This is a genomic window from Paraglaciecola aestuariivivens (assembly GCF_052983255.1).
In genome coordinates this window covers 12,932-32,359 of the sequence record NZ_JBRKBA010000012.1, presented here as the reverse complement: position 1 = coordinate 32,359, position 19,428 = coordinate 12,932, and the positions used below count along the sequence as shown (strand labels likewise).

The window sequence follows — 19,428 nt, the reverse complement described above, 5'->3', positions numbered from 1 at the left end:
CAAGGTAAACAATCACTGTGGTTAATTATTTTTATCTCAGTACAATTATGCCACACTTCAGACTTTGTAAAGTTAACAGGTATAAACATGAAAATTACCCATACACTTGGCGCGTTGGCCAGCGTATTTATTTTGGGCTGCTCCCAGTCTACACAACAAGCTAGTAATCACTCCGTTATTAAAGAAAATCAACAAGTTAGTTCAATAAATCAAATTCAAGTTGGCAAAGATTATCACTCTTTTGCCAATCCAGAATCTATTAAAGTGACGCATTTAGATTTAGATCTAAGTGTAGACTTCGAGCAAAAAATCTTAAAAGGTTGGGTAGAGTTAGCCTTAGATAAAGTCAATCCAGACGCCAGTGAATTAGTTCTTGATACCCGTGATTTGAAGATTATTGAAGTCACGGCTTTAGATCAAGCGATTCCATTTACCTTGGCCAAAGCAGATTCATTTTTAGGCGCAGCTTTGACAATAGAGGTGCCCAAAAACGCTAATAGTGTAGTGGTGCATTATCAAACCTCACCTGCGGCCTCGGGTGTGCAATGGCTAACCCCAGAACAAACTGCAGGTAAAAAACACCCCTTCTTATTTACTCAAGCGCAAGCTATTCATGCCCGTAGTTTTATTCCATTGCAAGACTCTCCACAAGTACGAGTCACTTACGATGCTACTATACGCACCCCTAAAGCGCTGTTAGCAGTAATGAGCGCATCAAACGAACCTAATACTCCTAGAGATGGGGTGTATGAGTTTTCTATGCCTCAAGCTATTCCGTCTTATTTAATTGCTTTGGCTGTTGGGGATTTACACTTTAAAGCTATGGGAGAGCGCACTGGGGTGTATTCAGAAAAAGGTATTCTGGACGCCGCTGCTGCCGAGTTTGCAGACACCGAAGAAATGTTAATAGTGACTGAAAAGAACTTTGGGCCTTATAGTTGGGATAGATACGACCTGCTTATTCTGCCGCCTTCTTTTCCATTTGGTGGAATGGAAAACCCTAGACTGTCTTTTATTACCCCAACTGTTATTGCGGGTGACAAAAGTTTAGTTGCGTTAATTGCTCACGAGTTGGCCCATTCATGGTCGGGTAATACTGTGACCAATGCTACATGGCGCGACTTATGGTTAAATGAAGGCTTTACCACTTATTTAACCTATAGAATTATGCAAATGGTATATGGTGATAAACGCTTTGAAATGGAGGCCGTTTTAGGTCGTCAAGACCTTCAAGCCGATATTGAGGCCTTGGCCCCGCAAGACCAAATAATGGCGATAGATTTACGTGGTCGTGATCCTGATGATGTGTTTAGCAATATTCCGTATGAAAAGGGTGCGTTGTTTTTACGTGAGTTAGAAGAAAAAGTTGGCAGAGCAAACTTTGATCAGTTTTTGTTGGGTTACTTTGAACACTTTGCCTTTCAAAGTATTACCACAGATGAATTTATCCAATATTTAGACAATACATTGTTAAAAGAACATGCAGATAAACTGTCTAAAGCTAAGATTAATCAATGGATTTTTGAGCCTGGTATTCCTACTGGTGCACCAAAGCCTGAATCTGATGCCTTTAGTCAAGTAGATAACGCTAGAAATGCTTGGTTAGCCGGTGAGATAGCGGCTTCAGACATTGACAGTCAAGCCTGGGTAGTGCACCAATGGTTATATTTTTTAAATAATATGCCTAGTCAGTTAAGCCAATCACAGTTAGCCGAATTAGATCAGGCCATGCAGTTAACTCAAAGTCAGAATAACGAAATTGCCCATAGTTGGTTACTGATAAGTGTTAATAATTGGTACACACCAGCCTTTACGCGTTTGCATGATTATTTAACGAGCATTGGCCGCAATAAATTAGTTAAACCTTTGTATCGAGCATTGGCAAAAACGCCTGAAGGTAAAATCATGGCGCAAAAAGCCTTTGCTGAGGCAAAAGCCGGATATCATCCGCTTACGGTTAAAGCCAATGAAGCTTATGTTCAATAACTAGATTTTGATTTAAGCAATAAAAAAGCCAGTCAATTTTGACTGGCTTTTTTGTTGTTAATTTTTAAATGCTTAACTGACTTCTTTAAACAAAGATTCGTCTATAACTGCATTATCTATGATCACTTGTGCCATTTGTACACATTTACCACACTGTGTTCCAACGGCAAGGTGTTGTTTTAATTGACGCATATTGCCCACACCGTCTTCTATCACAGCTTTTTTTATGGCTTTGTCGGTGATGCCGTGGCAAACACAAATATACATAAACACCTCATTAATCGTTATGCAAATAAGAATAATTGTTATTTGCATAAAGGTCAAGATGAATAATTAAACAACTCAAGGTAACTTTGTCTTTAATTAAGCTAAAATCCGCTATTTAATGAAATTAATTTAACTTTAAATGTTGTTTTTTAGTGATTTGTACTTATATGTCTTAATTAGAATTCAAACTAGAAATCGTCTTAGGTGTTTTGTTTAAAGCTTAAGATCCCCAACCCTTAAACGGAGAAGTGAAATGAGTGTATTAGTAAGTCGTCCGGCCCCAGATTTTACTGCAGCTGCTGTATTAGGAAACGGAGAAATTGTAGATAGCTTTACCCTAAGCGAAGCAATTAAAGGTAAAAAAGCAGTATTATTCTTTTATCCTCTAGATTTTACTTTTGTTTGTCCTTCAGAGTTAATCGCTTTTGATAAACGTTACGAAGAATTTGCTAAGCGCGGTGTAGAAGTCATTGGTGTTTCAATCGATTCTCAATTCAGCCATAACGCATGGCGTAATACTCCTATTAACGAAGGTGGTATTGGCCCAGTTAAGTACACCCTAGTTGCTGATGTAAAACACGAAATTTGTCAGGCCTATGACGTTGAGCACCCAGAAGCAGGTGTAGCTTTCCGTGGCTCTTTCTTAATTGATGAAGCGGGTAATGTTCGTCACCAAGTCGTAAACGATCTTCCTTTAGGTCGTAACATTGACGAAATGTTACGTATGGTTGATGCACTTAACTTCCACGAAGAACATGGTGAAGTTTGCCCAGCGGGTTGGCAAGAAGGCTCTAAAGGTATGGTTGATAGCCCAGAAGGCGTTGCAAGCTACCTAAGCGAAAATGCTGACAAGCTTTAAAAATTAAAGTTAACACTTAGGCCACCAAAGCTAAGTGTTAAGCGATATAAGGCTTAATAACTTTTAAGCTAAAATTAAATCCTATGATTTTTATCATAGGATTTTTTTTGTTTGCTATTCGTTACTTAGGTCTAATTCCGTGGCTAAAAAAACATTGCAACTATGGGGGGAGTTAATGGTTTTATATTGAAGTAAAGGCTCAGCTGATTTGATGACCTTATCTAAAATTTTCTAGCTTATTAGCCATACGATATATTTATCTGAAAATATAACGGCTGTCCTAATTAAAATTTAATTGCGTATTATTAAGGCTCTGGAGCAGTTTGAAAACCACCTAAGCTTTGCCATTTATTAACTATAAAACAAAATAACTCAGCGGTTTTTTGGGTGTCGTAGAGGGCAGAGTGGGCTTCATTTTGATCAAAGCTTATACCGGCAGCCATACAGGCTTTTACTAAAACGGTTTGGCCTAAGGCTAAGCCAGCTAAAGTTGTGGTATCAAAAGAAACAAATGGGTGAAAAGGACTACGCTTAATCTTGCTACGCTCAATGGCAGCATTAACAAAGCCTTGGTCAAAAGCAGCATTGTGCGCCACTATTACAGAGCGTTGACAGTCGGCTTGTTTTTGTTCTTTTCGAATGTTTTTACATAAATCTTTTAAAGCCTCGGTTTCGTCTAGCGCACCACGTAAAGCACAGTAAGGATCGATACCATTAAAGTCTAAGGCTGCTTTTTCTAAATTGGCCCCTTCAAAAGGAGTTATGTGATAGTGAAAAGTTTTGTCTGGGTGAAAGTAACCATTGGCATCCATTTTGGTTGTGACTGCGGCTATTTCTAATAAAGCGTCACTCTTAGCATTAAATCCCGCGGTTTCAACATCTACTATGACGGGAAAGTATCCTCTAAAACGATTTTTTAATTCTAATGAAACTGACATGGAAACCTTTTAATCTTGTATGAAGGCTAATTATCGCAAGGTTCTAAACCAGTAGCTAGTGTAAATTGCCTAAAGCTTGGGTTAATCCTTTGCAGCTAAATTATAAAGAAATAAATTTAGTTTTAATCTTTTTGGATTTTGGCCGATATACTAGCTAGTAGCGGGGGCTAGTTATTCATGATTAAACAAATTTTCACTTCAACTTTGTGCATTGGCATGTTGTTAATCTCTAACCATGTCGCGGCTGCATTAAGGCAATATAACGCTAATGTTGAAGACTCTATGTGGCAACTTAAAGATGCTAGTCGTTTGCAATGTACTTTAAGCCATACTTTGCCAGGTTACGGTGAAGCCATGTTTAGCAGTATGGCGTCAAAGCAGCTAAATATGGAATTTGAGCTAGATATGTTGCGTTTGCCCAAATCTTATGGCGTTGCTGCGGTTTATTCTGTGCCGCCTAAGTGGATGCCGGGAAAGGTGCAACGCAATATTGCCGATATGACTATTCGTAAACAATACAATGGCGATTTACCCGAACAAGCAGCCTGGACAATGTTATCTGAGCTAGAAAAAGGCTTCTGGCCAACCATTTATTACCAAGATTGGTACAATGAATACGACAAAGTGGCAGTTGGTTTAAATGCCAGTAACTTTGCTAAGCCTTATCAAGAATTTGCCCAATGCGTTGCCAACTTATTGCCTTTCAGTTTTCAAGATATTGCTTACACAGTACTGACATATCAATTTAATAATACTGAACTGACCAAATATTCCCAAAAACGTTTGGCCATGATAGGTGAATACTTAAAAGAAGATACCGACTTAGAATTGGTCTTACTAGATGGATACACCGATAGTTATGGTGGCCGTGCCATCAACAAAGAAATTTCCATTAAAAGGGCACAGAAAATTAAAGATTTCTTTAGCTCTATGGGAGTGTCACCTGAGCGCATAGACATAACTGGCCATGGTGAACGTAGACACGTAGCTGCTAATACCAATGAAACTAGCCGGGCTAAAAATCGCAGGGTAGTGATAAGAATGACTAAGCCCTAAAAGCAGGTTAGTTCTTTGCTAAGCTAAAACTGCCTGACTTAATAGAAAACAATTTATAGCGAGTTTTATGCCCTAAATAAAACTCGCTTTTGGCTAAAAATCAGTATGCCTATCCCTGCTACCAAAGCTCTAAAGCTAGGTCTTTTTCTCCACTTCAATTCTTATAAACTCTGGTAAATAGTTTGGTGTGCAATTTTTGGGGACTTTTTGATTTTTATACAATTTAGTTGTTTCTCCAAGGGCTATACATCTTTGACGGAGCTCGGATTGGTAAATGCCTATTTGCGCCGCGCAAAAATTCATGGCCCATTGAACCACAGGTACTTCATTAGCCATATCTCGCTCTAAGATAGATAACAGCTCTGCACTGTTGTTGGGCGGTGTTTGTCCCATCCAGCGTAAACGCGCCTGATGATACCAATACAAGCGACGTAAAAACGCATTGTTGTGGTTTTGCCATGTTTGCAATAATTCAATTGTGGCTTTGCTTTTCATTAATTGATTGGCCATTAACCAATCTGCTAGCTGACAGGCCTGTTCTTCTGAATGAGACAAAATGTCGGCGGCTAACTGTTCTATTAGGTGTATTTCTAAGCGCTTTTTATCAAAAATTAGTACAGCTAAGAGTCTAGAATTAAGCTGCGCTGTTGCCCATAAATTTAAGCCTAACTGGTGATCTTGTTTGATTGCTTTGGCTTGTTTTTTTATATCCCCTAATTTTACTGTAGCTTGATTAAGTTGCTGACGTAGGGTTTGGCTATCTAGAGTTGATTGCATGGCTTAAGCTCTTTTTTATAACTGATTAATTGGCTAGATGGGTGACCACAGTGTCGGTAAAATCGGTAAAGATCCCATCCACTTTTTCAATTTTAAATAGCATATTTAGCGCCTCTGACGACGAAACATTTTTAGGTAAACTGTCTTTTCTAAAAGTGTAAGGATGAATGCTTAAACCTAGTTCATGGGCTAACTTGCTTAGGCCAGTGGATTGTTGAGTGGGTAAATCCACTAACTGCGGGATCCAAGGGCCAATGCCTTGAGCGACTTTGGCGATTTCTTTTAAGCCTTCAGGGGTAGTTAGATAAGTATAATCATTGCTCGATTCATTCCAGCTGTTGTCGGCAATCAATTGAATAAGTTTTACTTTAGCACCTAATTGCTGACGTAAGCGTTTGGTCTCGTTAAAGTCAAAACACTGAACATACACAGCTTTGCTGGCATCATCGAGTTGATGTGCGCGTAATTTATCTAAAACTAACTGGCTAATATCTACCCCTTGTTTTCTGTGCCAGCTGGGCGACTTAATTTCAGGGTACAAGCCTATGTTTTTGTTAAATTGGCGATTTAATTGGCCGATAAGCTCAATCTGCTCGTCGAAGGTGGCAATACTAAACTCTGCATTGCCTTGATAACGTTTAGCAAATACCGGTGAGCCTTTAGCATTTTTTCGCTCATGCACCTTTAGGGTTTTAAGTTCAGCTAAAGTAAAGTCCAGCACATAAAATCGCCCATCTTTACGCTGTCTGTTAGGAAACTTTAGGGCCACGTCTGTCACAGTTTCTAGGTGAATATCATGTAACACAATTAGCTGCAGATCTTTGCTCACCACAAGGTCTTGTTCAATATAATCGGCACCTTGGGCATAGGCTAAAGTGGCAGCTTCTAAAGTATGTTCGGGTAAATAGCCCGAAGCGCCGCGATGGGCAATCACTAAAGGCTTATAAATAGTTGATTTACTAGCTGCTATTGATGAGTCATTAATTGGCATTACTTGGCAACCCGAGATCAGCATGCATAATCCCATAAAAAAATATTTCATCGTTTGTTTTATTTCCGTTCTATTAATTCAATGGCATATCCATCTGGATCTCGTACAAAAGCGATCACTGTCTGCCCGCCTTTAACTGGCCCTGGTTGGCGATAAAGGTCTCCACCTTTGGCTGTGATTAAGTCACATACTTGGTAAATATCTTCCACTCCAATGGCGATATGACCAAAGGCATTACCATGCTCATAGTCGGTTTTTCCCCAGTTGTAGGTGAGTTCTAATACAGTGTGATCAGATTCCTCACCATAACCTACAAATGCCAGAGTATATTGGTATTCTGAGTTCTCACTTTTACGTAGTAACTTCATACCTAACACCTCTGTATAAAACGCAATAGCTCGGTCTAAGTCACCAACCCGCAGCATAGTGTGCAATAAGCGCATTTTTACTCCTTGTATATTGGGTCTTACTTTTTAATTAGTTGAATCTAAGCCTGAATTAAAAGTAGGTATCTTGTATTTGGTTATAAACTTTGATTAAACCAAGTTGCATGTCATCAATAAAGGCGTGCAATTTGTCTTGTATAAGTGTTTGTGGATTGGCTTCTAATAATCGACTTTGCACTAACATTATTTCACTCAAAGTTCTTTCACTATTAGGTAATTGCGCCACACAATCCGCCACTTGTTTTAGTGTGTGTAGAAGCGAACGAGGGAAGCGCTGCTCTAAAAGTAAAAACTTCAAAACATCTGAACGGCGAATCCGTAAACGGACTTCGCGGCGATACATTTGATAAGCTGTTAATGACTTTAAAACACTCATCCATTGTAGATTTTCAAAAGCGGATTGCTCAGTTTCGGTTTCTTGCAATAGTGAAGCTGAACGCACATCGATAATTCGAGTGGTCATATCGGCGCGTTCTAAATTACGCCCGATTTTCATAAATTGATAGGCTTCGTCATGCGTCATACAGCCAACTAAAATGCCGGTGATTTTTTGAATAGACTCAATAATTTCTGATAAAAACTCGTAGCGAGAACGTCTAACTTCTGCCTTTTGACCATGCGATTTGGCAAATAAATATAGTTCGTTTATTTGCTCCCATGCTTCTCGAGGGATAATTTCTCTGACTGTTCGGGCGTTTTCTCGCGCTGCGTTTAATGAGCTCACTATGGATCCTGCATGCTCTGCATCTGCCACCATAAAATGAATAACATTTTTTTCGCTGGCCTGTTGATAGGCGTTATAAAACTGTTGGCGATTTGAAATAATATCAACTATTGGCTCCCAACCTAAAACTATGCTTTTAGGCAGATCTAACAATAAATTGGTGTTGACATTAATTAATCTAGCGGTGTTCTCGGCACGCTCAAGATAACGTCCCATCCAACATAAATTACTGGCTACTCGAGATAACATAATTATTCTCCCTCCATGTCTACTATCCAGGTGTCTTTACTGCCACCACCTTGAGAAGAGTTGACTACTGTTGAGCCTTTTACCATGGCCACCCGAGTTAAGCCGCCCATGGTTACTTTGGTTTGTTTACCACTTAAAATAAACGGACGTAAATCTAGGTGCCGTCCTTCTACTTTGGTGTCAACCATAGTGGGAGCTGTAGAAAGTAATAACATAGGCTGGGCCACATAGTTTCGTGGATCTTTGTTTATCAAATCGCGAAATTCGTCATGGGCTTTTTTGTCGCTGTGAGGGCCGATTAACATGCCATAGCCACCAGATTCGTTGGCCGGTTTTACTACCATTTGTTCGATGTTTTCTAACACGTACTGCCGCTCTTCTTCGACATGGCATCGATAGGTGGGCACATTTGGCAGGATCACTTTTTCATTTAAATAATATTCAATTATTTGCGGTACAAAACTGTACACCACTTTGTCATCGGCCACGCCTGAACCTGGCGCATTGGCTAGGGCAACATTGCCAGCTTTCCATGCTCGCATTAAACCTGGCACCCCTAAAGTTGACTCAGGATTAAAAACTTCAGGATCAAGAAAATCATCGTCTATTCTACGATAAATCACATCAACTCGGCTTAGCCCACTTATGGTTCGCATATAAACACAATTGTCGTCTTGCACAATTAGATCGTCACCCACCACGAGTTCTGCACCCATTTGTTGGGCTAGATAGGCATGTTCAAAATAGGCGGAGTTGTAGATGCCTGGCGTTAACACCACTATTTCTGGTTCGTCAATGTCGCGCATCGACATATTGGCCAACATGTCATACAAATCAGAAGGGTAGTTATCAACAGGTAAAATGTTGTATTGCTCAAACATTTCAGGAAACACCCGTTTCATAACTTGACGATTTTCAAGCATGTAAGACACACCCGATGGCACTCTTAGGTTATCTTCTAATACATACACATCGCCTTTATGATCTCTGACCAAATCAGAGCCGCAAATATGTGCCCAAATGCCCATAGGTGGGCTAAACCCCTTACATTGAGGCAAAAAGTTTTTGGATTTTTTGAGTAGCTCAGCTGGAAAAACGCCATCTTTTATGATGTTTTGCTGATTGTACAAATCATCAATAAACATGTTTAAGGCTTTGACTCTTTGCTTTAAGCCCTTTTCAATATATTGCCATTCTTTTAATTCAATTAATCTGGGCACTATATCAAAGGGCCATGCGCGGTCTATTGAGCCTTCTTCATCGTTATACACTCTAAAGGTAATGCCCATCACCTGAATAGCCGACTCTGCCGCCGCTTTGTATTCTTTGATTTCGGAATCTGTCAGTCCATGTAAATAGTCACACAATGCTTTTGCATGGGGTCTAGGTATAGATTTGTTTTTGATCAGTTCGTCATAAAACTGACCCACTTCATAATTGTCCCAACGAATTGCCATTTGTACTCCGTTAACCCAAAAAAGTTGCGGTTTCAGTATACGTAACTCTTGTTTGATTAAAAGAAATCCTGTGATTTTTCAGTTGTTTTTATTTGTCGCTGGTTTCAAAATACTAAGCTGACATTAAAACCTATGCTTTGGATCTTATTCCAGTTTAAAAGAGAAAAAACGTGACCTATTGTTTAGCGATTAATTTAAAAAAAGGCTTAGTGCTGGCATCCGACTCACGAACTAATGCTGGAGTTGATTATGTAGCCACTTACAGCAAAATGACGAATTTTGTGTTTGAAGGTAATCGCTCATTAACCCTATTAACTTCGGGCAGTTTAGCCACCTCGCAAGCGGTTATAAATGCAATAAAACGCGACTTAGACGATCCTCATGTTAAGTTTGATATAAGTAAGGGTAAATATTTGCACGAAGTAGCGCAGTATATTGGCCAACTAAGTCAAATTGAGCAAAGTCGTCATGCCGATGCCATGGCTAAATCAAAAACGAGCAATGAGTCGAGCTTTTTATTGGGTGGGCAAATTGACGGACAAGCTAGTAAAGTTTTTTTAATTTATCCGCAAGGCAATTTTATCACTACTTCGCAAGATACCCCTTATTTACAAATTGGCGAAAGTAAATATGGCAAACCTGTATTAGATAGATTTATCACCCCAAATACCTCATTAGAAGATGCCGCAAGGTGTGCAGTGATTTCTCTTGATTCAACTATCCGCAGTAATATTTCGGTGGGGCCGCCCATAGAGTTGGCTATTCATACTGAAGGTAAAATAGAAGCGCCTTATCACAGCGTATTAACCACTAATAGTGTTATGTATAAGTCAATCCAAAAGCGTTGGAATGAAGGGCTCAAAAAAGCTTTTAGTCGATTACCCAGATTTGATTGGGAAAAACCGACTAAATAGCTAGAGTATTTTTAAAGGTCAAGCACCACTTCGTGCACAAAGCGCAGTTTATCTAAGGCTGAAATCGAGATAACAAAGGGGTAGGCGTCTTCTAACCCCATACTTCGATTTAGGGCGTTTAACACTTTAGTGAGCTGACACCAGTCGTTAAACATATGAGTAAAACTACTGGCAGTATAAATTTGGTCATGGCGACTTTGGTCATGCATAGTTGGGTTAGCAATTTTGTTGCCCGAAATACTAAAATCAAAGTCACTTGCGGTTTCTAGGGTGTCTACCATGTGCAGGTAATGGGCCCAAGTTTCAGCCCAATCTTCCCACGGGTGCATGCTGGCATAGGCACTGATCCATACGTTTTGCCAATTTTTATCTGGGCCATTGGCATAATAGTTTTGCATTGAACGCACATAATCTAAGCGTTCATCGCCAAATAATCTGCGGAATTCCTCAAGCTTGTCACTTTTGGCTATTAACCTATCCCAGTAATAATGTCCTGATTCATGACGAAAATGACCCAAAAGCGTGCGATAGCTCTCTTGCATCTTTTCTCGCATTTGTATTCTACTACTGTGGTCAGCTTCATTAAGGTTGATGGTAATTAACCCAGCTGCATGACCTGTAGTGACAAAGTTTTTTATGGTTAATTCGTTACCAAATTGGTCTTCGGTTTGATCCAGTAAAAAGTCAAACCCTAAGCCATGTTGCGGATCAACCGCACGACTGACAACGGGTAACTTTAGATTTAATAAGGTATAGAGTAAGCGGCGTTTGGCTTGCTCAGCTCTAAACCATAAAGTTAAGTTATTGGGCTCGTCTAAGTTAGGTATGGTTTCAGTGAGTTTGCATGAATCACAAAACTCACTGGAGTCGTCAAATGGGATCATCCAATTACATACATCTCGCTCAGCGTAGTTTTTACACTTTCGGTAAACTTTACCATTGCTTGAAGCTTGTAAATTACCATATTGATTAGTGGTAAACGCACTGAGCTGCACATCCTCAGGAATAAAACCAATTTCTAAATGACATGAGATACATCGGCTATTAACGTAATGTAAGGTGTTGCCACATTGGCAAGTAAATGTTTTCAAGAAGGATCCTTTGCCTATAAAACCATGGTTTTAGGGGCGAATTAGCTAACTAGCAAGGGCAACAATTAAAGCTGTGTTTGAAAATAATAGCAATAGAGTTTTGAATTCAACCTAATCTAACTAGGCTATCGAGTAAATTAAGCAATACAATGCGAATTAAATTGGCGATTTTTATGCTAAAGCATAGAATTTCACTCTTACATCTTGCTAGGATGGAGAAGCAGCTGTATTACTTGGTAACTCAGCTTGCAAATCAAATACTTAGCCCCATTAAATTAAGAGCCTATGAGTTTTGAGAGAGAAGATGCAAACCAACACTGTGATTGAAGAAATGAAGGTTTTGCCACAGATTGATGTGGATTTTGAAATTAGCCGACGCGTAAATTTTATTAAAAACCAATTATTAACAAGTGGACTTAAAACACTGGTATTGGGTATTAGTGGCGGAATAGACTCATGCACCTTAGGTAAACTTGCGCAGATTGCGGTGGACGAATTAAATCAACAAGGATCTGGTTATCAATTTATTGCAGTTAGGTTGCCTTATAATGTGCAAGCAGATGAAGCTGATGCCCAAGCATCCATTGACTTTATTCAACCTAGTCAAAGTATTGCCGTGAATGTGCAACCAGGAGCTGATGCCATAGATCAACAAACTCAGCAAGCTCTAGAGCAAGTTGGCATGTTGCCTACTAACCCAAGCAAATGTGACTTTGTTAAAGGCAATGTAAAAGCGCGTGCTCGTATGGTGATCCAATATCAAGTGGCGGGGCTGCTAGATGGTTTAGTGTTGGGAACCGATCATTCTGCAGAAAATATTACAGGTTTTTATACCAAGTATGGGGATGGAGCTTGTGATTTAGCCCCCTTATTTGGATTAAATAAACGCCAGGTTCGGCAGATTGCATTACATTTAGGTGCCCCCACATTCTTAGTCGAAAAAGCCCCCACAGCTGATTTAGAAAGTTTAACGCCACAAAAGGCCGATGAAGTCGCCCTAGGCATGAGTTACGACGACATAGATGATTTTTTAGAGGGCAAAGCAGTCGCACCAGACATTAGCGCTAAGTTATTAGCTATCTATAACAAAACTCAACATAAACGCGTACCTATACCTACTATTTACGATTAGTCACCAAATTCAATTAAGCTAGAATATCGAGAGCAAAAATATGAAAAAAATAGAAGCTGTAATTAAACCTTTTAAAATGGATGATGTACGAGAAGCCTTATCAGAAGTAGGCGTAAGTGGCATGACAGTCACTGAAGTAAAAGGCTTTGGCCGACAAAAAGGCCACACAGAATTGTATCGAGGGGCAGAATACAATGTCGATTTTTTGCCTAAAGTGAAAGTAGAAATGGTGGTGGCCAATGATCAGGTTGATCGTTGTTTAGAAGCCATAATGAATACCGCCAGAACCGGCAAAATTGGTGATGGTAAAATATTTGTTCAAGACGTAGAGCGAGTTGTACGTATTCGAACAGGTGAAGAAAACGAAGAGGCTGTTTAAAATTTAAACCGTTGTTGAGCGCAAAAAAAGCATTTTTGGTCGATTATTTATGCCTTTCGAGTAAAAACTGAAATAAATTGCTAAGCGCTTAGGTCTAATATACTGCAATTTAAAACAGTGTGATCCAACCCTAGTTTAGCTCTAAGACTTCGGTTAACTAATGTAAGGACGTTAAACATGCAACAAATTAAAAAAAATAGTATCGCTACGGCGCTTGGTGCTGTGGTTATAGGTTCACTTGCTTCTGCTGGTGTTCATGCCAATCAAAATCCTTTTAGCGTTCAGTCGTTAGAATCGGGGTTTATGCAAAAAGCTGAAGAAGGTAAGTGCGGCGAAGGTAAATGTGGTGCCGAGCATGCCAAAAAAGCCATGAAAGAAGGTAAGTGCGGCGAAGGTAAGTGCGGTGCTGATAAAGCCAAAAAAGCCATGAAAGAAGGAAAGTGCGGCGAAGGTAAATGTGGTGCAGAGCATGCCAAAAAAGCTATGAAAGAAGGCAAGTGCGGCGAAGGTAAATGCGGTGCCGAGCATGCCAAAAAAGCCATGAAAGAAGGCAAGTGCGGCGAAGGTAAATGTGGTGCTGAGCATGCCAAAAAAGCCATGAAAGAAGGCAAGTGTGGCGAAGGCAAATGCGGTGCAGATAAAGCCAAAAAAGCCATGAAAGAAGGCAAATGTGGCGAAGGCAAATGTGGTGCCGACAAAATGAAAAAAGCCAAAGATGCAGCCAAAGCCATGAAAGAAGGAAAATGTGGTGAAGGTAAATGTGGTGGCCAAGCTTAAAGGTAATCTTTAGGTTATGGATATTTTGCCATGTACAAAAGCCGACCTAAGTCGGCTTTTATGTTTTAACAGAGTAGGCTCATGTTAAATAAAGAACTATCGGGTGTGGGTCTGGGGTTACGCCGAGAATTACTAGATCAGTTATTACCTAGTTTGCCTAAAGCTGTAGATTTTTGGGAAATGGCGCCCGAAAACTGGATCCCCTTAGGTGGCCAGTATCAAAAGCAACTTGCCCAAATGACAGCTCAAGCAAAGTTTGTGTGTCACGGACTGTCTTTATCTATTGGCAGCCCAGCGCCCTTAGATGTGAACTTTGTAAAACAAGTTAAGCAATTTTTAGATCGTCACCAAATTTTGTATTACAGCGAACATTTAAGTTATTGCTCTGGTGAAGGGCATATGTATGACTTAATGCCTATTCCTTTTACCGAAGAAGCGGTAAAACATGTGGTGGCGCGAATTAAACAAGTTCAAGATATATTAGAGCGACCATTGCTATTAGAGAATGTGTCGTATTACGCGGCGCCCGGCCAGCAAATGAGTGAACAGGAGTTTACCCTTTCGATTCTGCAAGAGTCAGGGGCGTTAATGTTACTTGATGTGAATAATATCTATGTAAATTCAATTAATCATAGTTACGATGCAGAAGCATTTTTGGCGGCTATGCCAACTAGTAAAATAGTCTATGGGCATATAGCCGGACACTATGATGAAGCAGAAGACCTAAAAGTCGATACCCATGGCGCCGATGTGATAGAGCCAGTTTGGCAATTATTGCAAAAAGCGTATGAAATACATGGAGTCTTTCCTACTTTGTTAGAGCGAGATTTTAATTTTCCTCCCTTAACTGAGCTTCTTGAAGAAGTAGAAAGAATTAGACAGATACAAAATCAAGTTAAAGCCGCGTCACTTACTAAACAATCTGCCTAATGAAATCTTTTAAAACCATTCAACATGCTTTTATGCAACATCTTAAAGATCCAGATAATCAGGAATTTACACTGGGAGTCGAAGATCGCAGGCTTAAGATTTACCGAGAATTGTTTTTTAACAATGTTATGGGGTTTTTAGACAGTGGCTTTCCGGTATTAAAATCTATCTATAGCCAAGATGAGTGGCTTAGACTAGGACGCGAGTTTTTCTCAAAACACCAGTGCCGCTCACCATTCTTTGTGGATATCAGTAAAGAGTTTGTGGAGTTCCTTAGCAATAGCTATGAGCTAAAAGCTGCAGATCCCGTATTTTTAGCCCAGTTGGCGCATTACGAATGGCTAGAGTTAGATGTAAGTATTCGTCAATCGGATCAACAACAGCGACCTTGGCAGCCAGAACAAGGCATAGAATGGGTACAATTTTCTGAGTTGGCTAGCCTAGTTAGTTATGAGTATCCTGTGCATCAAATCAGCCAAGAGTTTCAACCCAGCCAACCAAGTGAGCCAATATACCTAGTGGTATACCGAGACGCAGAAGACGCAGTACAATTTTCTCTGCTCAATGCGGTTTCGGCTTTTTTACTCAACAGTATTATCCAAAATGGCAAAATGAATCTTATGCAACTCAATGACTTAATGGCTGAATCTATGCCTCAATTGAGCCCTAAACAGCTGCAAGATTCTATAAAAGAAGTGTTGCAACAACTGCTTGAGCAACAAGTTTTGATTGCTGGTGCATAATAAAGCGGGCTTTTAAGACTATCAATTTGTCTAACTTTGGATTAACATCTGCGCCTTCGTTTAGTTGTTTAACAAGGGTGTTTACCCCTAAGTCTGGAGTGTTCTTATGCAAGATAATAACAGTTTGCAAGACCCATTTAATTGGGGCTACTTTTTTGCCGCTGTTGGTGTGTTGTTAGCTTTGCCATTAATGCATGTAATACTTGGCTGGTTTGTCTTCTACCTTTAATTTCAGCAACTTATTTTATTTAGTTAATTGTTAATTTACGGGGAATTTCGTGCCCGCCGAATATATTAAATCGGTTATTAAAACCGTTCCTGATTATCCTAAAAAAGGGATAATGTTTCGTGATGTGACCTCTGTTTTAGAAGATCACAAAGCGTACTCAGCTACCATAGAATTATTATTAAAACATTACGCCCCAATGGGCTTTGATAAAGTGGCAGGCACAGAAGCCCGCGGCTTTTTGTTTGGAGCGCCACTAGCCATTGAATTAGGCATTGGTTTTATTCCTGTACGTAAACCTAAAAAGTTGCCACGTGAAGTGATCAGCGAAAGTTACGAGCTTGAATACGGCACAGACTGCTTAGAAATTCACAAAGATGCGGTTAAGCCAGGCGAAAAAGTATTGATGTTAGATGATTTATTAGCAACAGGTGGCACTATGATCGCCACAGCTAACCTAATCAGACGTTTAGGCGGTATAGTTGAACACGCAGGTTTTGTAATCTCACTGCCCGATTTAGGCGGCGAGCAAAAACTCGTGGACTGTGGTGTCACCAGTTATTCAATTTGTGACTTTGAAGGCGAGTAGTCAATTACAATGAGTTATCAAGTTTTAGCAAGAAAATGGCGCCCAAATCGATTTGGCGAACTTGTTGGACAAGAACATGTGGTCACTGCCATATCTAATGCCCTTGATAACAATAGATTACATCATGCCTATTTGTTTACTGGCACCCGCGGAGTGGGAAAAACCACTATTGCCCGGATTTTTTCAAAAAGTCTTAACTGTGAACAAGGCTTAAGTGCTAAGCCTTGTGGACAATGTAGTACTTGCCAAGAAATTGAAAATGGTAATTTTATCGATTTACTAGAAATCGATGCCGCTTCGCGAACTAAGGTCGAAGACACCCGCGAACTACTCGACAATGTGCAATATAAGCCGAGTAGAGGACGATATAAGGTGTACCTCATAGATGAGGTACATATGTTGTCTAAACACAGCTTTAATGCCTTATTAAAAACCTTAGAAGAGCCGCCTCCACACGTTAAGTTTTTACTTGCAACCACAGATCCACAAAAGTTGCCTGTAACCATTTTGTCACGCTGCTTACAATTTAATTTAAAAGCCCTATCGCGTAGTCAAATTGCTCAACAACTTGAGCATGTGTTAACGCAAGAACAAATTCAATTTGAAAAACCATCTATAGCCCAATTGGCACGAGCTGCTCAAGGCAGTATGCGTGATGCTTTAAGCCTGACAGATCAAGCCATTGCTCAAGGCAATGGGCAAGTAAGCTTGCAAGTTGTAACCGATATGTTGGGCTTGATGGATAAAAATCAGGTGCTCAAGTTAGTGCATGCGGTGTTGCAAAAAGACAGTGAAACTGTGATGCAGCAAGTCGAGCATATGGCACAGCAAGCGCCAGACTTTGCCTTAGTGCTAGCAGAAATTATGAGTTTATTGCATCAAGTTGCCTTAACCCAATTTGTGCCTGATGCTTGTAAACTCGAAACTATTTCTGCGCGCGCGGTTTTTCAACTAGCCAAGGCTGTTCCTGCAGAGCATGTACAGTTGTTATATCAAATTGCCTTAGCCGGCAAAAAAGATTTACCGCATGCGGTTGATGCTAGAACCGGTGTTGAAATGACACTGTTAAGAATGTTGGCATTTTGCCCTAAAGGGTTAAGCTTAACGCCACTGGATATAGCGTCTCTTGCCGCAGAGGCAATGACCACTCAGTCGGATTCTTCACCAGCTACAAAAGCCCCTGCTGCGCCTTTAACAGACCTTCAATTGTCAGTAGAAAACAAAGTTGAAACGGGCGAGCCGGCGCAACAAATCCAAAATGATACAAGTGCCCAACAAACGCCATCAGCTCCTCAAGTAGAAGCACCAAAAGTCCATGCTGAACCGAGCGCTCAAGCTGCGCCCCAGGCACAGCCAGAATTGGAGCAAGAAGAGTCGCAAAATGAAGCGCAACTTTTTGCTCAACAACAAGATATTTTGCGCCAAGCGGAAGACTTTGGGCATCAAAACTTTGATTATAATGAGCTAGAGCCCATTGGCCTAGACGAGGTTTCACAGCATCTTGAGACATTTACTACAGAGCAAGCTGCGCCTGCTAGTGATATTGCTGGCTCTGATGCGGTGACTCCTGCTCAAACATCCACTGCCGATTTAATTGCACTTCGTAATAAACTTAAAACTGCCCCGCGTTCTGAAGAGGAGGGCAGCGAATCGGTAAAAAAGTCTGAAGGTAAGGCCAGTTTTGACTTAGCCGCGATCCGTAAACAGCAAAGAGAAGCAGAAGCTCAAGCAGAGGCTAATTCAGAAGAAGCCCAAGTTCAGCCCCAACTAGCATCAGAATCACAAGTAACGCCAGCGGCAATTTCTGCAGACACCAGCAATAATACCCATGAACAGCCGCAAGGCAGCTCAGAACCTTTGGACTCAACTAGCAATCCACCTTGGGCAACAGAAGATAGCTCGACAAGTGCCAGCGAGCTAAGCAAAAACCATCAGCTTGAGTCGTTACCAGCAGCTAATTCCAACTCTCAGCCAGAGCCAGAGCCCGAACAGTTTGATCCAAACGCCCATTTAGACGACGAAAATGTAGGTGAAGTGACCTTAACTATTCCGGCGTTTTTAGCTGATCAGCAAAAAGTGGTGAAGGCCAAACAAGTCGATGATTGGAGTAAGCTTATTGAAGATATGCAAATTACCGCTTTAACTAAACAGTTGGCTTTGCATTCTTCTTATAGTCGCGAAAACAATAAGGTCAGCTTAACTTTATTAGAGAGTAAATCTCACCTAATTTCTGCTACGGCAAAACAACAATTACATATGGCCTTGGCAGAAGTGTTAAATGCACCCATTGAACTTGAAATTGAATTAGGACAACCCATTAATACGCCTTATGCATTGCAATTAAAAGTGAACCAAGTTCGCCATGATTATGCATGTGAAGTGGTAAAAAATGATCCTGGCATTCAACTGTTACAACAACAGTTTGCCGCCAAAGTAGACGAACAAAGTATTCAAGCCCGCTAAGGGCACTAACATTTACAGATTAGCAAAAAGAGAGAGTGATATGTTTAAAGGCGGAATGGGCAACATGATGAAGCAAGCGCAACAAATGCAAGAGCGCATGCAAAAAAATCAAGAAGAGTTAGCCAAAACCGAAGTAACAGGCGAAGCAGGTGCTGGTTTAGTCAAAGTGACTATGACCTGTAATCACGCAGTAAGACGTGTGGATATTGATGCCAGCTTAATGGAAGATGATAAGGAAATGATCGAAGATTTAGTGGCCGCAGCCTTTAATGATGGGGTACGACGAGTACAAGAAACCACTAAAGAGAAAATGGCAGATGTGACAGGTGGTATGCCTTTACCTCCCGGTTTTAAAATGCCCTTCTAAGATACTCAACTCATTACTTGTCGCTTGCTAAATTGAATAAGGTAAGCGACCAGTCATACATTTCCAG

21 protein-coding genes are annotated in these 19,428 nt (G+C 40.4%); 13 read left to right on the top strand and 8 right to left on the bottom strand.

The genetic code is table 11. The features are described 5' to 3' along the window. The first annotated feature begins 87 nt into the window (after window positions 1-87). Window positions 88-1,986, top strand: coding sequence for a M1 family metallopeptidase (locus ACVCDT_RS14875; RefSeq protein ID WP_447133581.1), 1,899 nt, complete (start codon window positions 88-90; stop codon window positions 1,984-1,986). A gap of 72 nt (window positions 1,987-2,058) precedes the next feature. On the opposite strand, the gene ACVCDT_RS14870 is transcribed toward ACVCDT_RS14875, so the two are convergent. Continuing rightward, complete coding sequence (locus tag ACVCDT_RS14870) at window positions 2,059-2,253, bottom strand: (2Fe-2S)-binding protein (protein WP_447133580.1); 195 nt, start codon at window positions 2,251-2,253, stop codon at window positions 2,059-2,061. 253 nt (window positions 2,254-2,506) lie between these two features. On the opposite strand from ACVCDT_RS14870, the gene ACVCDT_RS14865 reads away from it, so the two are divergent. Then, window positions 2,507-3,112: a peroxiredoxin gene (locus ACVCDT_RS14865; RefSeq protein ID WP_447133579.1), complete on the top strand. Its 606-nt coding sequence runs from the start codon at window positions 2,507-2,509 to the stop codon at window positions 3,110-3,112. A gap of 305 nt (window positions 3,113-3,417) precedes the next feature. On the opposite strand, the gene rnt is transcribed toward ACVCDT_RS14865, so the two are convergent. Then, window positions 3,418-4,050, bottom strand: a complete 633-nt coding sequence (rnt, locus tag ACVCDT_RS14860) for a ribonuclease T (RefSeq protein WP_447133578.1) — start codon at window positions 4,048-4,050, stop codon at window positions 3,418-3,420. 216 nt (window positions 4,051-4,266) lie between these two features. On the opposite strand from rnt, the gene ACVCDT_RS14855 reads away from it, so the two are divergent. Further along, window positions 4,267-5,106, top strand: a complete 840-nt coding sequence (locus ACVCDT_RS14855) for a flagellar protein MotY (protein ID WP_447133635.1) — start codon at window positions 4,267-4,269, stop codon at window positions 5,104-5,106. A 135-nt stretch (window positions 5,107-5,241) separates the two neighbouring features. On the opposite strand, the gene ACVCDT_RS14850 is transcribed toward ACVCDT_RS14855, so the two are convergent. Genes ACVCDT_RS14850 through ACVCDT_RS14830 form a run of 5 tightly spaced genes read right to left on the bottom strand, consistent with a single transcriptional unit; the run spans window position 5,242 to window position 9,750 of the window. Next, on the bottom strand, window positions 5,242-5,883 hold the full coding sequence (locus ACVCDT_RS14850) for a DNA alkylation repair protein (protein ID WP_447133577.1): 642 nt from the start codon (window positions 5,881-5,883) through the stop codon (window positions 5,242-5,244). 25 nt (window positions 5,884-5,908) lie between these two features. Next, window positions 5,909-6,874 (bottom strand): glycerophosphodiester phosphodiesterase, encoded by a 966-nt coding sequence (gene glpQ, locus ACVCDT_RS14845; protein WP_447133634.1) that lies wholly within the window; start codon window positions 6,872-6,874, stop codon window positions 5,909-5,911. 59 nt (window positions 6,875-6,933) lie between these two features. Further along, window positions 6,934-7,317: a lactoylglutathione lyase gene (gene gloA / locus ACVCDT_RS14840; RefSeq protein WP_447133576.1), complete on the bottom strand. Its 384-nt coding sequence runs from the start codon at window positions 7,315-7,317 to the stop codon at window positions 6,934-6,936. 55 nt (window positions 7,318-7,372) lie between these two features. Beyond that, window positions 7,373-8,293, bottom strand: a complete 921-nt coding sequence (locus tag ACVCDT_RS14835; RefSeq protein ID WP_447133575.1) for an alpha-E domain-containing protein — start codon at window positions 8,291-8,293, stop codon at window positions 7,373-7,375. Window positions 8,294-8,295: 2 nt separating this feature from the next. Further along, the gene (locus tag ACVCDT_RS14830; protein ID WP_447133574.1) at window positions 8,296-9,750 is read right to left on the bottom strand and encodes a circularly permuted type 2 ATP-grasp protein; all 1,455 of its coding nucleotides are present in this window, start codon (window positions 9,748-9,750) and stop codon (window positions 8,296-8,298) included. Between the two features lie 170 nt (window positions 9,751-9,920). On the opposite strand from ACVCDT_RS14830, the gene ACVCDT_RS14825 reads away from it, so the two are divergent. Then, window positions 9,921-10,664, top strand: coding sequence for a proteasome-type protease (locus tag ACVCDT_RS14825; RefSeq protein WP_447133573.1), 744 nt, complete (start codon window positions 9,921-9,923; stop codon window positions 10,662-10,664). Between the two features lie 11 nt (window positions 10,665-10,675). Here ACVCDT_RS14825 and ACVCDT_RS14820 read toward each other — a convergent pair whose 3' ends face one another. Beyond that, window positions 10,676-11,755: a zinc-binding metallopeptidase family protein gene (locus ACVCDT_RS14820; protein ID WP_447133572.1), complete on the bottom strand. Its 1,080-nt coding sequence runs from the start codon at window positions 11,753-11,755 to the stop codon at window positions 10,676-10,678. 304 nt (window positions 11,756-12,059) lie between these two features. Here ACVCDT_RS14820 and nadE point away from each other — a divergent pair, with 304 nt between their 5' ends. From nadE to ACVCDT_RS14775, 9 genes are all read left to right on the top strand, one after another. After that, a complete protein-coding gene (gene nadE / locus ACVCDT_RS14815) occupies window positions 12,060-12,887 on the top strand; it encodes an NAD(+) synthase (RefSeq protein WP_447133571.1) in 828 nt (275 codons plus the stop codon). 40 nt (window positions 12,888-12,927) lie between these two features. After that, window positions 12,928-13,266 (top strand): nitrogen regulatory protein P-II, encoded by a 339-nt coding sequence (gene glnB, locus ACVCDT_RS14810; RefSeq protein ID WP_447133570.1) that lies wholly within the window; start codon window positions 12,928-12,930, stop codon window positions 13,264-13,266. Window positions 13,267-13,443: 177 nt separating this feature from the next. Further along, on the top strand, window positions 13,444-14,043 hold the full coding sequence (locus tag ACVCDT_RS14805; protein ID WP_447133569.1) for an HvfA family oxazolone/thioamide-modified RiPP metallophore: 600 nt from the start codon (window positions 13,444-13,446) through the stop codon (window positions 14,041-14,043). Between the two features lie 81 nt (window positions 14,044-14,124). Next, window positions 14,125-14,973 (top strand): HvfB family MNIO-type RiPP peptide maturase, encoded by an 849-nt coding sequence (locus ACVCDT_RS14800; RefSeq protein WP_447133568.1) that lies wholly within the window; start codon window positions 14,125-14,127, stop codon window positions 14,971-14,973. Continuing rightward, a complete protein-coding gene (locus ACVCDT_RS14795) occupies window positions 14,973-15,716 on the top strand; it encodes an HvfC family RiPP maturation protein (protein WP_447133567.1) in 744 nt (247 codons plus the stop codon). Before ACVCDT_RS14800 ends, ACVCDT_RS14795 begins: the two co-directional genes overlap by 1 nt. A 106-nt stretch (window positions 15,717-15,822) precedes the next feature. Beyond that, window positions 15,823-15,945, top strand: a complete 123-nt coding sequence (locus ACVCDT_RS14790) for a hypothetical protein (protein ID WP_447133566.1) — start codon at window positions 15,823-15,825, stop codon at window positions 15,943-15,945. Between the two features lie 49 nt (window positions 15,946-15,994). Then, complete coding sequence (apt, locus tag ACVCDT_RS14785; RefSeq protein ID WP_447133565.1) at window positions 15,995-16,531, top strand: adenine phosphoribosyltransferase; 537 nt, start codon at window positions 15,995-15,997, stop codon at window positions 16,529-16,531. A 9-nt stretch (window positions 16,532-16,540) separates the two neighbouring features. Continuing rightward, the gene (dnaX, locus tag ACVCDT_RS14780; RefSeq protein ID WP_447133564.1) at window positions 16,541-18,994 is read left to right on the top strand and encodes a DNA polymerase III subunit gamma/tau; all 2,454 of its coding nucleotides are present in this window, start codon (window positions 16,541-16,543) and stop codon (window positions 18,992-18,994) included. 40 nt (window positions 18,995-19,034) lie between these two features. After that, entirely contained in the window at window positions 19,035-19,361 is a 327-nt protein-coding gene (locus ACVCDT_RS14775) for a YbaB/EbfC family nucleoid-associated protein (RefSeq protein WP_447133563.1), read from the top strand. Window positions 19,362-19,428: the final 67 nt, after the last annotated feature.

What these genes read in the sequence shown, in the direction of transcription:
- ACVCDT_RS14850 (WP_447133577.1), bottom strand. Translation starts at nt 5,883, where the DNA reads ATGCAATCAACTCTAGATAGCCAAACCCTACGTCAGCAACTTAATCAA.
- rnt (WP_447133578.1), bottom strand. Translation starts at nt 4,050, where the DNA reads ATGTCAGTTTCATTAGAATTAAAAAATCGTTTTAGAGGATACTTTCCC.
- glnB (WP_447133570.1), top strand. Translation starts at nt 12,928, where the DNA reads ATGAAAAAAATAGAAGCTGTAATTAAACCTTTTAAAATGGATGATGTA.
- ACVCDT_RS14800 (WP_447133568.1), top strand. Translation starts at nt 14,125, where the DNA reads ATGTTAAATAAAGAACTATCGGGTGTGGGTCTGGGGTTACGCCGAGAA.
- gloA (WP_447133576.1), bottom strand. Translation starts at nt 7,317, where the DNA reads ATGCGCTTATTGCACACTATGCTGCGGGTTGGTGACTTAGACCGAGCT.
- nadE (WP_447133571.1), top strand. Translation starts at nt 12,060, where the DNA reads ATGCAAACCAACACTGTGATTGAAGAAATGAAGGTTTTGCCACAGATT.
- ACVCDT_RS14875 (WP_447133581.1), top strand. Translation starts at nt 88, where the DNA reads ATGAAAATTACCCATACACTTGGCGCGTTGGCCAGCGTATTTATTTTG.
- dnaX (WP_447133564.1), top strand. Translation starts at nt 16,541, where the DNA reads ATGAGTTATCAAGTTTTAGCAAGAAAATGGCGCCCAAATCGATTTGGC.
- ACVCDT_RS14805 (WP_447133569.1), top strand. Translation starts at nt 13,444, where the DNA reads ATGCAACAAATTAAAAAAAATAGTATCGCTACGGCGCTTGGTGCTGTG.
- glpQ (WP_447133634.1), bottom strand. Translation starts at nt 6,874, where the DNA reads ATGCCAATTAATGACTCATCAATAGCAGCTAGTAAATCAACTATTTAT.
- ACVCDT_RS14830 (WP_447133574.1), bottom strand. Translation starts at nt 9,750, where the DNA reads ATGGCAATTCGTTGGGACAATTATGAAGTGGGTCAGTTTTATGACGAA.
- ACVCDT_RS14835 (WP_447133575.1), bottom strand. Translation starts at nt 8,293, where the DNA reads ATGTTATCTCGAGTAGCCAGTAATTTATGTTGGATGGGACGTTATCTT.
- ACVCDT_RS14865 (WP_447133579.1), top strand. Translation starts at nt 2,507, where the DNA reads ATGAGTGTATTAGTAAGTCGTCCGGCCCCAGATTTTACTGCAGCTGCT.
- ACVCDT_RS14790 (WP_447133566.1), top strand. Translation starts at nt 15,823, where the DNA reads ATGCAAGATAATAACAGTTTGCAAGACCCATTTAATTGGGGCTACTTT.
- ACVCDT_RS14855 (WP_447133635.1), top strand. Translation starts at nt 4,267, where the DNA reads ATGTTGTTAATCTCTAACCATGTCGCGGCTGCATTAAGGCAATATAAC.
- ACVCDT_RS14775 (WP_447133563.1), top strand. Translation starts at nt 19,035, where the DNA reads ATGTTTAAAGGCGGAATGGGCAACATGATGAAGCAAGCGCAACAAATG.
- ACVCDT_RS14870 (WP_447133580.1), bottom strand. Translation starts at nt 2,253, where the DNA reads ATGTATATTTGTGTTTGCCACGGCATCACCGACAAAGCCATAAAAAAA.
- ACVCDT_RS14795 (WP_447133567.1), top strand. Translation starts at nt 14,973, where the DNA reads ATGAAATCTTTTAAAACCATTCAACATGCTTTTATGCAACATCTTAAA.